Origin of the sequence: Paenibacillus silagei (genome assembly GCF_017874735.1) — a bacterium.
GTDB lineage: Bacteria > Bacillota > Bacilli > Paenibacillales > Paenibacillaceae > Paenibacillus_AQ > Paenibacillus_AQ silagei.
In genome coordinates this window covers 44308-57765 of record NZ_JAGGLV010000001.1, presented here as the reverse complement: position 1 = coordinate 57765, position 13458 = coordinate 44308, and the positions used below count along the sequence as shown (strand labels likewise).

Here is a 13458-nt window from a genome sequence, read left to right as displayed (position 1 = left end):
ATGTATGCATAAATGGACTTTCGCTCTGTCCTTGGTACCTGAGAGTTACCCTGCATTGCAGCGCAGGTTTCCCCGTTGGTGATCCGTGAAGCCTGCGGCGCAGGCATCCGGATGCTCTCCAGAGATGCGTCCGGCAAAGGTCCTTTTGCCTGAGAGATTCACCCATCCCGGGCTTACTCCTTCGGCGCTGTCTTCCTGTGAGACAGTCTCTCCCTATGCCATCATTCGCAAACCATATGTTTTTCTACTGACTCCATTAAACCGGGTAACCCTCCGCCCTGTCAATCAAAAAACGTCAAAAAGTTGACAAATTTAATTTTACTGTCAGTTATATTGACATTAGGCAAGCCGATAACTTAGGCTATAACTAAATTTAGAACTCCAATTACGGAAAAGAGGCGGCTTGGACATGAGTGAAGTGCTTGACAACCTGCTGTACAGCGAAGAGCATGAGTGGGCGCAGCAGGGCGAGGGACGCGTAGTACGTGTAGGGATTACGGATCATGCGCAGCATCTGCTCGGCGATATCGTGTTTGTAGAATTCCCGGAAGTCGGCGCGGCAATCTCCGCTGGTGACAGCGTGGGCAGTATTGAGTCCGTGAAGACGGTATCGGAGCTATATTCACCCGTATCCGGTAAGGTGACCAAGATCAACGATGCGCTGGAGGCCAGCCCGGAGCTGATCAACGATCAGCCTTACGGAGACGGTTGGATTTTTGAGCTGGAGCTGGACGCAGAGTTCGCAGAGGCAGTAACCGGCTTGCTGGATGCGGCTGCGTACAAGGAACTGGTTGGGGAATAAAAGTTAGCTTATTTGCGGAAGCGGATGTTAATACGGCAGACCTCTCTTTATTACATTAGATGTTACTAATGTGAGAGGTCTGTCTTTTTGCGTCTGTATATTATTCCGGATACCCAAGCAGACCGGGATAAAGGCCCGGAGCCAGCTGCCACAGCAGGGGCAGAAGAGCCAGACCCGCAATGGAAAATACAGAGCACAGCAGCAGGAAACGGTATCTTTTTCGCGGACGGGTGACGGGCTTGAGCACGAAATAATACACTCCGGCTGAATAAAACGGGAAAAGCACGGCGGCAGACATCCCCATACAAACGATAAATGTCGCTTCCCCGGCAGAACTGGGGATCATGGCTTCCGGGTTATAGACCGGATTGACTTGTAAAAAGAGGAGTAGAAACGTCGAATACGCGCTCAGCAGAAGCAGGGGGAAACAGCGGATACGCCCATTCCCGGACAAGCCGTAGAGCATCCACCAGACCCCGAACCAAGCCAGGGCGAAGAGAGCTCCGGCAATAAGGTAATCAGCGCCAATTGCAATCAGCTTGTCCAGCGGATAGACGCGGGCGAGGTCTCCCCAGAAGTAACGGGAGGAGAAGAACTGCATGAAGGCGGCAAAAAATCCGACGAAGAGGGTAAGCATCCCCTGGGCAATAATGATCATGATCAGCGAAACTGCCAGCCGCAAAAACCTGAAAAACCCTGCGGCCTCCGGCGCCGCTCCGTTTGTATCCTGCATAGCGGTCTATCTCCTTATATTGGCAAATGGATATATGCTTCTGCCGCCTGCCGGTATCTGAGCTGATTCGCTCGCGGTTACGTGCTATCCTTCCTCCTGAAGCTGGCGCAGCACAATCAGTTCAACCCGGCGGTTCCGCTGTTTTCCCTCGGCGCTTGTATTATCGTAGGCAGGTCTGGTATCGGCATAACCCGCGTACTGGAAGGTATCGGGGCTCAGCCCCTCTTTGTCCAGAAAAAAGCGCAGGACGGACAGCGCCCGGGCGCCCGATAGCTCCCAGTTGTCTTTGTACACTGAGCCTGGCGTCACGGGAACATTGTCGGTGTGGCCTTCGATGCTGATGGTGGCGCCGATGCCGCGGAACAGGCCGGAGAGCTGGCGCAGTGCAGGGAGTGCAGGCGATTTCAGCTCAGCCTTACCGGCATCGAACAGGAAGCGGTCACTGAGCGTGATGGCAATGCCCTGCGGCTTATCGGCAACAAAAATCTGCTCACCCAGGTTATTCTCCTCCACATATTGGGTGATAACGCCCATAAGCGCAGCCAGCTTCGCCTCCTGTTCACGAAAAGCAAGCTCGCGCGCAGACGGCTGGTGTCCAGCCCCATCTCCTTCTTGTCCGGCTGCAGGTGTATCTGCCCCGTGTCCATTGAGTCCGTTCGCATCCCCAGAGTCTGTGGCCGAAGGCGTGTCAGCGGTGCTGCCGTCTTCATTATGACCCTTCGAAACGCCAGTCCCAGTGATTCCCTGTTTGCCCTCTAGAACGCCGTTTCCGCCCTCCAGTACTGCACTTCCGCTCTTGAAGGTATCCGATAAGGAGCCGCTGACAATGGCATATTTCTGCGAATCGAGACTGCTCATGGCATACAGAATCACGAAGAAAATAAGCAGAAGCGTGATCAGATCCGCATAGGTAATCATCCAGCGGTCCCGGCTCTCTTTCCCTGCGGCGGCGCGGCGCTGCCGGCGGTTTCTTTGTCTCATAGCGGTTCTCCCGGATTGGTGCTGGTGCTGGCGCTGCGTTTAGGGGCGTCTGCCAGGAAGGGGGCCAGCTTTTGACGGACCAGATGCGGGTGATCCCCGTTCTGTAGGGACAGAATGCCGACGAGCAGCATCTCCATGTTGCCCAGCTCACTTTGGCTGCGGGATTTAATTTTGGAGGCAATGGGTAAAAAGAGTAGATTAGCGCTGGCTACGCCATAGAGTGTTGCGGTAAAAGCTACGGCAATCGACGCGCCCAGATTGGAAGGGTCCGTTAAATTGCTCAGAACCCGGATCAGCCCCATAACGGTGCCGATAATCCCCATGGTCGGTGCATAGCCGCCGGCGGCTTCGAATATTTTGGCATAGCTTTCATATTTCAGCTCCTTGGCATCCATTCCAAGCTCCAGGATCTGCCGGACCTGATCCGGGTCATTGCCGTCGACAATCAGAAACAGGCCTTCACGGGTGAAGGGATCGGGATGTTCTTCTGCCCGTTTCTCCAGGGCGAGAACACCGCCGCGCCGCGTTAGTGCAGCCATAGCAATCAGCTCTTCGGCTTGTTCCCGGCTGGTATCCCGTTGTCGGCCAAAAGCCAGGCGGAGCGCCGCCGGAATGCTGCGGAGCTTGGATGCCGGGAAGCTGATGAGTACAGCCGCAAGGGTGCCGCCGAATACGATCAGGGCAGCATTGGGCTGCAGCAGGCCGGACAGGCTGCCGCCCTCCCACAGAAAACCGCCGATCATAGCGGCAATTCCGGCCAGCAGGCCGAGTATTGTAATGAAATCCATAAATTCAGGCTCCTTAAATTTCTATATATTATGGTTTGCAACAGTCTGGGCAACGCTGTATAATAAACGGGAACGTGCATTCCTATCTTCCATATTTTTCAGCTTGGTATGGATGAAGGATGATTAGGGTTAAAATTATAATATATTCATATATTCTAGACGATAGAGGGGAGACGGGCAAATGAGTGATATTGTCGTCAGTACGAAGACTTTTGCACTGGAGTCCGAGTATACACCCCAGGGCGATCAGCCTCATGCCATAGAAGAGTTATTGGACGGCATCCGGCAGGGCAAGAAGCACCAGACGCTGCTGGGAGCGACAGGTACAGGCAAGACCTTTACCATCGCACAAGTGATTTCCAAGTTGAACCGCCCCACGCTGGTTATTGCGCACAACAAGACGCTTGCTGCGCAGCTGGCGAGTGAGTTCAAAGAATTTTTTCCGAGCAATTCCGTGGATTACTTCGTCAGTTACTACGATTACTACCAGCCAGAGGCGTACATCCCTTCCTCCGATACCTACATTGAGAAAGACTCCAGCATAAATGAAGAAATCGACAAGCTCCGCCACTCGGCAACAAGCTCGCTGTTCGAACGCCGTGACGTTATTATTGTGGCGAGTGTGTCCTGTATTTATGGTCTCGGTTCGCCGCAGGAATACGGAAGCCTGCTGCTCTCGCTGCGTGTCGGAATGGAGAAGCCGCGTAATCAGATTCTGAGCCGGCTCGTAGATATCCAGTATCAGCGCAATGATATTAATTTCGTGCGCGGTACGTTCCGTGTGCGCGGGGATGTCGTTGAGATCTTCCCGGCATCCCAGGGCGAACATGCGATCCGGGTAGAGCTGTTCGGAGACGAGATCGAACGGATTACGGAGATTGATGTTCTGACAGGCGAGCTGATCGGCGAACGCGATCATATCGCGATTTTTCCGGCGTCTCACTTCGTTACCCAGGAAGAGACCATGCGTGTAGCGCTGGTTAATATTGAGCGTGAGCTGGAGGAGCGGCTGGCTGTGCTCCGTGAAGCAGGCAAGCTGCTGGAGGCCCAGCGGCTGGAGCAGCGGACCCGTTATGATATCGAGATGATGAAGGAAGTTGGCTTCTGTTCGGGGATCGAGAACTATTCCGGTCCGCTTACCTTCCGGGAGCCGGGAGCGACTCCTTATACACTGATGGATTATTTCCCGGATGACATGCTGATTGTGATTGACGAGTCTCATGTGACGCTCCCGCAGATCCGGGCGATGTATAACGGTGACCGTGCGCGTAAGACAGTCCTTGTAGAACACGGGTTCCGCCTGCCGTCTGCGCTGGATAACCGTCCGCTGCAATTCGAGGAATTCGAAGACAAGGTGAGCCAGATTGTATACGTGTCCGCAACACCGGGACCTTATGAGATGGAGCATTGCGATACGATGGTCCAGCAGATTATCCGTCCTACCGGTCTGCTTGATCCGATCATTGAAGTGCGCCCTACCGAAGGGCAGATCGATGATCTGATCAATGAAATCCGTGACCGGGTAGAACGCGATGAGCGTGTTCTCGTTACCACCCTTACGAAGAAGATGTCTGAGGACCTGACGGACTACTTCAAGGAGATTGGGATCAAGGTACGTTATATGCACTCCGATATCAAGACACTGGAGCGTATGGCGATTCTGCGTGATCTCCGTCTGGGCACCTTCCATGTGTTGGTCGGTATTAACCTGCTCAGAGAGGGTCTTGACCTGCCGGAGGTGTCGCTAGTTGCGATTCTGGATGCTGACAAGGAAGGCTTCCTCCGTTCCGAGCGTTCGCTGATCCAGACGATCGGCCGTGCCGCCCGTAACTCGGAGGGCCGGGTCATTATGTACGGGGACCGCATTACGGACTCCATGGAGAAGGCCATGAGCGAGACCCAGCGCCGCCGCGAGATTCAAATCGCCCATAACGAGAAGCACGGGATTACCCCGACGACCATCAACAAGAAGGTGCGCGATATCATCGAGGCGACCAAGGTGGCCGAGTCCAAGGCCGATTACCTCACTGGTGTCGGCGGCAAGCTGAACAAGAAAGACAAGCAGAGCCTGATGCAGCGTCTGGAGGCCGAAATGAAGGACGCCGCCAAGAACCTGCAATTCGAGCGCGCCGCCGAGCTGCGCGATGCCTTGCTTGAGCTGCGGGCAGAGTAACCCGGCCGAGAAGTTAACGATCCAGGGAACGGTGCTATTTAGGCCGTTCCTTTTGAAGATAGTATGATTAAGGCTCTTAGCGCATTCCGCAGGAACAGCCCGCAGTTAAGCTTTAGCGCGTATCCCGGAGGGACAGCGTGCCGTTAAGCTTTAGCGCGAATCCCGAAGGGACAGCGTGCACTCAAGCCCTAAGCACGTATCCCGTAAGGAGAGTGTGCAGTTAAGCCCTTAGCGCGAATCCCGAAGGGACAGCGTCTGCGGCAAGCGGAAGCGAGCCGTACCCTGCTCTGTAAGTATAGCGGCCCCGTAGGGGTTAGCGGGCCTAATGCCCCAGTAGTCGTCCATCCACCCGCCTAATTCCTTCCGCCAAGTTTGCGGGTGTCCAGAGGGTGCAACCCTTGGGGCCCTCCCTTGGAAGGGAGGGTTTGGGAGGGATCGAAAGGTAATGTTTCGAATTTTAATTTTCTCTTAAAGGAGAGGTACCGTTGGCACATGAAAGTATAGTAATCAAGGGCGCGAGGGCCCATAACCTCAAGAACATTGACGTAACGATTCCGCGTGACCGCTTCGTCGTGCTGACGGGACTGAGCGGTTCGGGCAAATCCTCCCTGGCCTTCGATACCATCTACGCCGAGGGTCAACGCCGGTATGTCGAGTCGTTGTCTGCCTATGCACGCCAGTTCCTGGGCCAGATGGAGAAGCCGGATGTAGATTCCATCGACGGACTCTCCCCGGCCATATCGATTGACCAGAAGACGACTAGCCGTAACCCGCGTTCCACGGTAGGGACGGTTACCGAGATCTATGACTATCTGCGGCTGCTCTTTGCCCGGATCGGCCATCCGCATTGTCCGGATCATGGCATAGAGATCACTTCGCAGACCGTTGAACAGATGGTGGACCGGATCATGCAATACCCGGAGAAGACCCGTCTGCAGATTCTGGCCCCGGTCATTTCCGGCCGTAAGGGTGAGCATAAGGGCCTGTTCACAGATATCTCGAAGCAAGGCTTCGTCCGTGTACGTGTGGATGGTGAGCTGCGCGAAGTGACGGAAGATATTGTACTGGAGAAGAATAAAAAGCATACGATTGAGGTTGTTGTTGACCGGATTGTAATTAAGGATGATATTGAAACCCGGCTTACCGATTCGCTTGAAACTGCACTGAAGCTGTCGGGTGGTCAGATTCTCGTTGATGTGATGGGCCAGGAAGAGCTGCTGTTCAGTGCAAGCTTTGCTTGTCCGGTCTGCGGATTCAGCATAGAAGAGCTGGCGCCGCGTATGTTCTCCTTCAACAGTCCATTCGGGGCCTGCCCTGAGTGTGACGGGCTGGGGATGAATATGGTAGTCGATCCCGATCTGCTGATTCCGGATATGGAGAAGTCCATTGAAGAAGGGGCTTTCCTGGCCTGGACAGGCAGTACCTCGAACTACTATCCGCAGTTCCTGAAATCGGTGTGCGAGCATTTCAAGATTCCGCAGAATGTACCGGTAAGCAGCCTGTCGCCGGAGCATATGAACAAGCTGCTGCACGGAACAGGCAGCGAGAAGATCCGTTTCCGGTATGAGAACGACTTCGGCCAGCGCAAAGACGCCCTGGTTGCTTTTGAGGGCATTATTCCGAATCTGGAGCGCCGGTATCGTGATACAGCCTCCGAAGGTATCCGTGAGTTCATTGAAGGCTTCATGAGCGCCAAGCCTTGTCATTCTTGCAAGGGCAAGCGGCTCAAGAAAGAGATTCTGGCGGTGACCATCAATGAGCAGAATGTTGCGGATGTGACGGATCTTTCGATTGGAGATTGCCTGGACTTCTTCGCAGATCTCAAGCTTAGTGAGAAAGAAACAGCGATTGCCAATCTGATCCTCAAGGAAATCAGCAGCCGGCTCGGCTTCCTGGTGAATGTGGGGCTGAACTATCTGACCCTTAGCCGGGCAGCAGGCTCATTATCCGGCGGGGAAGCCCAGCGCATCAGGCTGGCTACCCAGATCGGCTCCAGTCTGATGGGTGTCCTCTATATTCTGGATGAGCCAAGTATCGGCCTGCATCAGCGGGACAATGACCGGCTGATTGCCACGCTTGCCCATATGCGCGACCTCGGTAATACGCTCATCGTCGTTGAGCATGATGAGGATACCATGATGGCGGCTGACTATATTATCGACATTGGACCGGGTGCCGGCAAACACGGCGGACAGGTCATTGCTCAGGGGACCCCGGAGGAGATTATGAAGGACCCGGGTTCCCTGACCGGGGAATACTTGAGCGGACGTAAATTCATCCCGGTGACTTCCAAGCGGCGGCCAACCGATAATGAACGCTGGATCGAGATCCGTGGAGCGAAGGAGAATAACCTGAAGAATGTGAATGTAAAGATTCCGCTCGGTGTCTTCACAGCAGTAACCGGCGTGTCCGGCTCCGGCAAGTCTTCGCTTATTAACGAGATTCTCTACAAGAGTCTGGCCCGCCAGTTGAACAAGGCGGTCAAGGTCCGTCCCGGCTTGCACAAAGAAATCCGCGGCCTGGAGAATCTGGACAAGGTCATCGAAATTGACCAGTCCCCGATCGGGCGTACACCGCGCTCTAATCCGGCTACGTATACAGGTGTGTTCGATGATATCCGTGATCTGTTCTCCAAGACGAACGAGGCCAAGGTGCGTGGCTTCCAGAAGGGGCGCTTCAGCTTCAATGTGAAGGGCGGCCGCTGTGAGGCGTGCCGTGGAGACGGCATTATCAAGATTGAGATGCACTTCCTGCCGGATGTATACGTTCCTTGTGAGGTCTGCAAAGGCAAACGCTATAACCGCGAAACGCTGGAAGTGAAATATAAAGGCAATAATATCTCGGATGTGCTGGAGATGACGGTGGAGGATGCAACGGAGTTCTTCAAGAATATTCCGAAGATTCACCGCAAAATGCAGACCTTGCTGGATGTAGGCCTGGGCTATATCAACATCGGCCAACCGGGAACCACCCTGTCCGGCGGTGAGGCCCAGCGTGTGAAGCTGGCTTCCGAGCTGTACCGCCGCAGCACCGGTAAGACGCTGTATATCCTGGATGAGCCGACAACCGGTCTGCATGTGGACGACATCGGGCGTCTGCTTGAGGTACTGCACCGCCTGGTCGATTCCGGCGAATCGGTTCTGGTTATCGAGCATAATCTCGATGTCATCAAGACAGCTGATTACATCATCGATATGGGGCCGGAAGGCGGCAGCGGCGGCGGTACCGTCCTTGCTACCGGAACACCAGAGAAGCTGATTAGCGTTGAAGAATCCTACACCGGCCGCTACCTGAAGCCTGTCCTGATCCGTGATACGGAACGCACGAAGGCTATGGAACTGCAGCCTTCGGAGACGGTTTAAATGTAGGAAGAGCGGTATAAAACCTAATAACCTCATTAACCCGAATACCCCATGCCCCTTCTTACAAAGGGGGCACGGGGTATTTTAATATTGCGGCAGGTTTCACACGCTTCATACATAATGGGAGCCAGGACGCGCGCGCTGATTAGGTGCAAGGGGAGGCTTAATTGCAATCTGTACAACTAAATCGCCGGATGTGGCGCCGAATCTCTGTTTAGCTGTATTTCGTGCAATTAAAATGCCTCTATACCTGGATTTTCGCCCATTCGGGCAAATGTAGTTGTACAAACTACAATTAGAATTGGAAAGCCTTCCGTATCATTGTTTTTAGTTGCACAGTATACACTTATCTCTGAGGGTTCGCTACGAACAGAATGCATTCTTTAAGTAAGCAAAAAAAACGCACAACAGTAATGTTATCCGGTCAGGATTTTACATGATCTGCTCCCCGCTACAACTCACTACGGATGCCCAGGATAATCTTAAAACGGCGGGTAGTTTTAGATCCCCGTTTGAACCCTTCCCGTGAGTCTGCGATCCAGACGGTTTTTCCGATCCAGACCCGGATGTAGAAGGAACGGAAGATAACTGGCCGGACGATTCCCTGTACTTCGACCTTAGTGCCATCCGGCTGTTCAATCTCTGTTCGCACCAGCCACGTGTTTCCGATTCCGAATTCGATGTATTTCAAGCGGATGTCACCGTTCTTTCTACTAACCTGTATTCTGAATTCAGGATTGATTGTAACACTATAATATAAGAAAATTAAACAGACAGCCGACAAGTGATATAGGCATATCTAGAGCCTGTCCGCCGTAAGATTCAATGAGAAGCTTTTACGTTGAATGGATAGCAGCAGCTGTAGGCTGGATTGAGGTGGATTGGCTCCTTGAAAATTAAAAAAACAACGGTGGTCAATGATAAATATCGCCAATCCGAGGCGCGATTTAGCCACGAGGAATATTTTTTGTGACAAATACACCGTTTTTGAAATATTTCTATTGCGTGACGGAAATGGTAACGATAACATAGAAGGTGATATGGATTAGAGAAACTTGCTTGACAACACTCTCAGGGAGGGATTGCCATGCTGCTTGCAGAAGCTGCCGCGCAAGAACCGTCTAAATTTCATACCTTCGATGCGTTTATGATTGTATTCACGATCCTGATACTTATCGGTGTGGTCCGGCTGCTTAGAGCTCCGCAGAAGAACAAATTTGCCATCGGTTTTGCAGTGGTAAGCCTGCTGGTTTTTGTGGTATCCGATTATGCAATGATTATGAACTGGTTCAGCTAGAGTAAGGCACACATAACCTCAGAGGCAGACTCATCTTAAAGACACCTTTACCGCCAGCGGCGATCCTAAAGGCGTCTTTTTTTGAAGATAAGAATCTATATGCTTCGCGCGCAGGAAAGAAGGGGAGAGCCATGGGAATGGGGAGGAACTGGACTGCCCGAAGTAGGGTAGTACTGCTGGGCACTATGCTGTTGGTGTTGTCGGGATTCATAAGTCCAGCCGGTGTTGTTCATGGGGCGGTCTACAGCGGGATAGGGACATTAGAGGCTGAGAGAGGCACGGCTGTCAACGTAATGAAGGCCGGACAAGCAGGTACGGTGCACAAGGAGAGCAAGGGGCAATGGAGCCAGCCCGTAGCAGTAGACCCGGTTCCGCAAATCATAAGCAGAGTCTCGCCGTCTGTAGTCGGCATTATCGGCAAAGCGGGCGGAGAAACCGGCGGACCGGATGACCGTTACAATCTGACCCACGGCTCCGGGATTATCGTCAGAGCAGACGGATGGATCATTACCAATGCCCATGTGATGGCCGGGCTGGAGAAGGCGGTAGTGGTCACCTCAGACGGGACGAGCTATAACATCACAGATACATACTCGGATGAATTCAGTGATCTTGCACTGGTCAAAATCAAAGCCAAAGCCCTAAAGCCCGCAACCTTCGCAGGCAGTGCCGCCAATCTTCAGGTAGGCGAAAAGGTTATAGCGATCGGGACACCGATCTCTTTTTCCCTGAGAAATTCGGCTACTGTAGGCGTGATCAGCGGTCTTAACCGTTCGGTAGATGCGGCGTACCGGCTGATCCAGAGCGATACGGCCATCAATCCCGGCAACAGCGGAGGACCGCTGGTCAATATGAAGGGGGAGGTACTCGGGGTTAACAGTATGAAGTTCGCAGCTGTGGGTGTGGAAAATATGGGCTTCTCGATTCCCGCAGATACGGTGAAGTACATCATGAATCAGCTGCTCCAATATGGAGAGGTCCGGCGTCCGAGCCTAGGAATTGAGCTTGAGGAGAGCTGGCCCGTAATTGTCGGACTGCCGGGGCAGGAGCCCTTGACGGTGACGAAGGTGCTTACGGCAGAAGCGCGCAAGGCAGGAATCACTACGGGAGATGCACTGTATGCCATAGACGGACATCGGGTAACTTCACTTGTCGATGTTAATGAGTTATTCAGACAGTACAAGCCGGGGGCAGTGGTCAAGCTGCTGATGCAGAGTGACGGCGATATCGTAGCCAGGAGCCTTGTTCTTGGACAAGGCGACCCTCTGGTGAGTGCCGCTAAGACGGAGGGGGATGCCGATGATCAGACGACAGAGTGAGGAGGCGGCAGGTACAGCCGGGCCAGGCAGCAGGGCGGGACAACTACGGCGCGGAGTAACTGTCGTTGTAGTGCTATTATTGCTGCTCAGCCTATTCCCTGTGGGAAAAGTCCAGGCGGCGGAGGGGGCTATGCTACAGCTTAGTCTTAAAGCCGGCAGTACTTCTGCAACGGTTAACGGGAAGCCGGTCACGATTCCGAAGCCTTTTGCTGAGAATGGAACGCTGCTGGTCCCGCTGGGTATTTTCAAAAAAGCCTTCGGCAGCACAGTCTCCCTGCAAGGCGATGATGTGGTGAAGGTTATGTACGGGCCGCATACCGGTGCGATGACGATAGGCAGCATGACTGCCTGGAAGGATGGTGTCAAAATCAAGCTCGCCGCGCCGCCGCGTATGGTATCCGGTGTGCTGATGGTGCCGCTGAGATTCGTAGCTGGAGTGCTTGGTGCACGGATAAATCCGGCGGAGGGCGGAGGGGTACTAGTTACGCTAACTCCTCCGGTAGCAGCAGTAGGCGTTGAAGCACAGAGCGGGATTGACAGTGACGCAGGCAAAACCCGGATCGGCAACAGTTATCTGGAGTGGAGCATGAACTATCCTCCAGGGCTTGTGGTAGGCGACAGCGGAGGGAATGAGAGCGTAGCGACTTTTACGAGTGCAGAGAATGGGTACTATCTGGAGGTGCACGCTTCGCCGCTTGCCGTTCCGCTTGATGCCGAAGGGCTGCTGGAGAATCTGGTCCGCTCCTCGGAGGAGGGAGGGGAGATTGTGCTGGACCGGGAGGCTGTGTCTAAGGCCAAGGTTCCTTACGCCCGGACCGTGAGCAAGGATTCGAGCGGCGCGCTCTGGGAGGGCAGGCAATATTATGCCGGAGGCAGGCTATATGAGATCTATCTGACAGATGACAATGCAGCCAATTATAAGGATCTGGGCAAATATGCGGCGTTGCTGAATTCTTTTCAGCCCTCTTTTGACGCATCCGACCGGAGCATTCGCGATCTCTCCACGATCCGCAACGGGCTGCGCGAAGGCTACAACGATGACTACGGGATTGCGCTTAAGGTCCCTGCCGACTGGAGTGCGGATGACCAGCAGCTTTACTATGCGGGCAAACAGGGGAGTTATCTGCGTGTAAAAGTAAGCTCCGCCCCTGCGGACTCTACGCTGGCAAGCTGGAACCAGGAAATGCAGTCACAGCTCCGTGACACCTATGTGGCTGAGGCCTACACCCTGAAGGACAGCGTAGCGGGCAAGGTCTCCGGTGAACCGGTGCTGATTAACGAGATCGGGCTTAACCCGGGCAGCGGGTGGAGTACGGAATATCAGATTTTGCTGCTGAAGAACGGGTACCGTTATTATTTTGAATATGTTGCGGCTTCCGGGCCGGGGCAGAGTGGTGACCAGGCGCGCTTTACAGAGGTACTGAACTCGATCGATATTGATTTTGCCCAGACGAAAAGTAACTTCGGACGCCTGGCGTCCGAGGATTATACCCAGCTCAGTCAGAAGTCGGTCACTAAGATCTCCAAAACCTACGGCTACAAGCTCGATATTCCGCGGCTGTGGAGCCCGGTTCAGGATCTGTTTGAGAGCCAGAGCGTGGAATACCGCTTCACAGGCGGCCGGTTCCAGCTCTACGCCAGCCCCGAGGTCACGCCGGAATATGCCGTCAGCCAGTTGCAGAGCTATTACCAGAACACCAAGCAAGATCCCAAGGGCCCGCAGGTAAAAAGCGTCACAGAAACCACCTTTGCCGGTATGCCAGCCACCATACTCACAGTAGAGCAGACTAAGAACAGCATCCCGGCGAGCACGAAGATCATTGTGTTCAGCCGCAATGAGGTGGTCTATACGCTCACTGTCACGCTGAACGCCGCCAATGCTACGGCGAGCCAACTGGCAGTGCTGGAGCGGGTGCTGGGGTCGTTTGGGTGGGTGGGGGAGTAGAAGAAGGTACGAAGAATGCCTGAATTGCCGTTTTTGGCAGGAGGCATTCTTTTTTTGT

The 13458-nt window shown here is 53.8% G+C and carries 10 protein-coding genes and 2 riboswitches; of the genes, 6 read left to right on the top strand and 4 right to left on the bottom strand.

Annotation, left to right across the window (positions count from 1 at the left end):
• Positions 1-23: 23 nt before the first annotated feature.
• Positions 24-124: riboswitch (glycine riboswitch) on the bottom strand.
• Between the two features lie 3 nt (positions 125-127).
• A riboswitch (glycine riboswitch) is annotated at positions 128-225 on the bottom strand.
• A gap of 184 nt (positions 226-409) precedes the next feature.
• A complete protein-coding gene (gene gcvH, locus J2Z70_RS00225) occupies positions 410-802 on the top strand; it encodes a glycine cleavage system protein GcvH (protein WP_036721148.1) in 393 nt (130 codons plus the stop codon).
• 100 nt (positions 803-902) lie between these two features.
• On the opposite strand, the gene J2Z70_RS00220 is transcribed toward gcvH, so the two are convergent.
• The 3 genes from J2Z70_RS00220 to J2Z70_RS00210 form a co-directional block, all read right to left on the bottom strand.
• Positions 903-1535: a hypothetical protein gene (locus J2Z70_RS00220; protein WP_209868332.1), complete on the bottom strand. Its 633-nt coding sequence runs from the start codon at positions 1533-1535 to the stop codon at positions 903-905.
• Positions 1536-1619: 84 nt separating this feature from the next.
• The gene (locus tag J2Z70_RS00215; protein ID WP_209868330.1) at positions 1620-2516 is read right to left on the bottom strand and encodes an OmpA/MotB family protein; all 897 of its coding nucleotides are present in this window, start codon (positions 2514-2516) and stop codon (positions 1620-1622) included.
• On the bottom strand, positions 2513-3304 hold the full coding sequence (locus J2Z70_RS00210) for a flagellar motor protein (protein WP_209868329.1): 792 nt from the start codon (positions 3302-3304) through the stop codon (positions 2513-2515). Before J2Z70_RS00210 ends, J2Z70_RS00215 begins: the two co-directional genes overlap by 4 nt.
• 181 nt (positions 3305-3485) lie before the next feature.
• Here J2Z70_RS00210 and uvrB point away from each other — a divergent pair, with 181 nt between their 5' ends.
• Together uvrB and uvrA are read left to right on the top strand one after the other, a co-directional pair.
• Positions 3486-5477 carry an excinuclease ABC subunit UvrB gene (gene uvrB, locus J2Z70_RS00205; RefSeq protein WP_036721141.1) on the top strand — a complete coding sequence of 664 codons (1992 nt, stop codon included), beginning with the start codon at positions 3486-3488 and terminating at the stop codon, positions 5475-5477.
• A 485-nt stretch (positions 5478-5962) separates the two neighbouring features.
• Positions 5963-8839 (top strand): excinuclease ABC subunit UvrA, encoded by a 2877-nt coding sequence (gene uvrA, locus J2Z70_RS00200; protein WP_209868327.1) that lies wholly within the window; start codon positions 5963-5965, stop codon positions 8837-8839.
• 451 nt (positions 8840-9290) lie between these two features.
• Here uvrA and J2Z70_RS00195 read toward each other — a convergent pair whose 3' ends face one another.
• Positions 9291-9530: a DUF3977 family protein gene (locus J2Z70_RS00195; protein ID WP_209868325.1), complete on the bottom strand. Its 240-nt coding sequence runs from the start codon at positions 9528-9530 to the stop codon at positions 9291-9293.
• A 396-nt stretch (positions 9531-9926) separates the two neighbouring features.
• On the opposite strand from J2Z70_RS00195, the gene J2Z70_RS00190 reads away from it, so the two are divergent.
• The 3 genes from J2Z70_RS00190 to J2Z70_RS00180 all read left to right on the top strand — a co-directional run bounded on the left by J2Z70_RS00190 (position 9927) and on the right by J2Z70_RS00180 (position 13400).
• Positions 9927-10136: a hypothetical protein gene (locus tag J2Z70_RS00190; protein ID WP_036721132.1), complete on the top strand. Its 210-nt coding sequence runs from the start codon at positions 9927-9929 to the stop codon at positions 10134-10136.
• 137 nt (positions 10137-10273) lie between these two features.
• Positions 10274-11455, top strand: a complete 1182-nt coding sequence (locus J2Z70_RS00185) for a S1C family serine protease (protein WP_245367886.1) — start codon at positions 10274-10276, stop codon at positions 11453-11455.
• Positions 11436-13400, top strand: a complete 1965-nt coding sequence (locus tag J2Z70_RS00180; protein WP_209868324.1) for a stalk domain-containing protein — start codon at positions 11436-11438, stop codon at positions 13398-13400. Before J2Z70_RS00185 ends, J2Z70_RS00180 begins: the two co-directional genes overlap by 20 nt.
• Positions 13401-13458: the final 58 nt, after the last annotated feature.

Excerpts from the sequence above, each read along its gene's own strand:
- uvrB (WP_036721141.1), top strand. The coding sequence starts at position 3,486 with ATGAGTGATATTGTCGTCAGTACGAAGACTTTTGCACTGGAGTCCGAG.
- J2Z70_RS00185 (WP_245367886.1), top strand. The coding sequence starts at position 10,274 with ATGGGGAGGAACTGGACTGCCCGAAGTAGGGTAGTACTGCTGGGCACT.
- J2Z70_RS00210 (WP_209868329.1), bottom strand. The coding sequence starts at position 3,304 with ATGGATTTCATTACAATACTCGGCCTGCTGGCCGGAATTGCCGCTATG.
- gcvH (WP_036721148.1), top strand. The coding sequence starts at position 410 with ATGAGTGAAGTGCTTGACAACCTGCTGTACAGCGAAGAGCATGAGTGG.
- J2Z70_RS00215 (WP_209868330.1), bottom strand. The coding sequence starts at position 2,516 with ATGAGACAAAGAAACCGCCGGCAGCGCCGCGCCGCCGCAGGGAAAGAG.
- J2Z70_RS00190 (WP_036721132.1), top strand. The coding sequence starts at position 9,927 with ATGCTGCTTGCAGAAGCTGCCGCGCAAGAACCGTCTAAATTTCATACC.
- J2Z70_RS00220 (WP_209868332.1), bottom strand. The coding sequence starts at position 1,535 with ATGCAGGATACAAACGGAGCGGCGCCGGAGGCCGCAGGGTTTTTCAGG.
- J2Z70_RS00180 (WP_209868324.1), top strand. The coding sequence starts at position 11,436 with ATGATCAGACGACAGAGTGAGGAGGCGGCAGGTACAGCCGGGCCAGGC.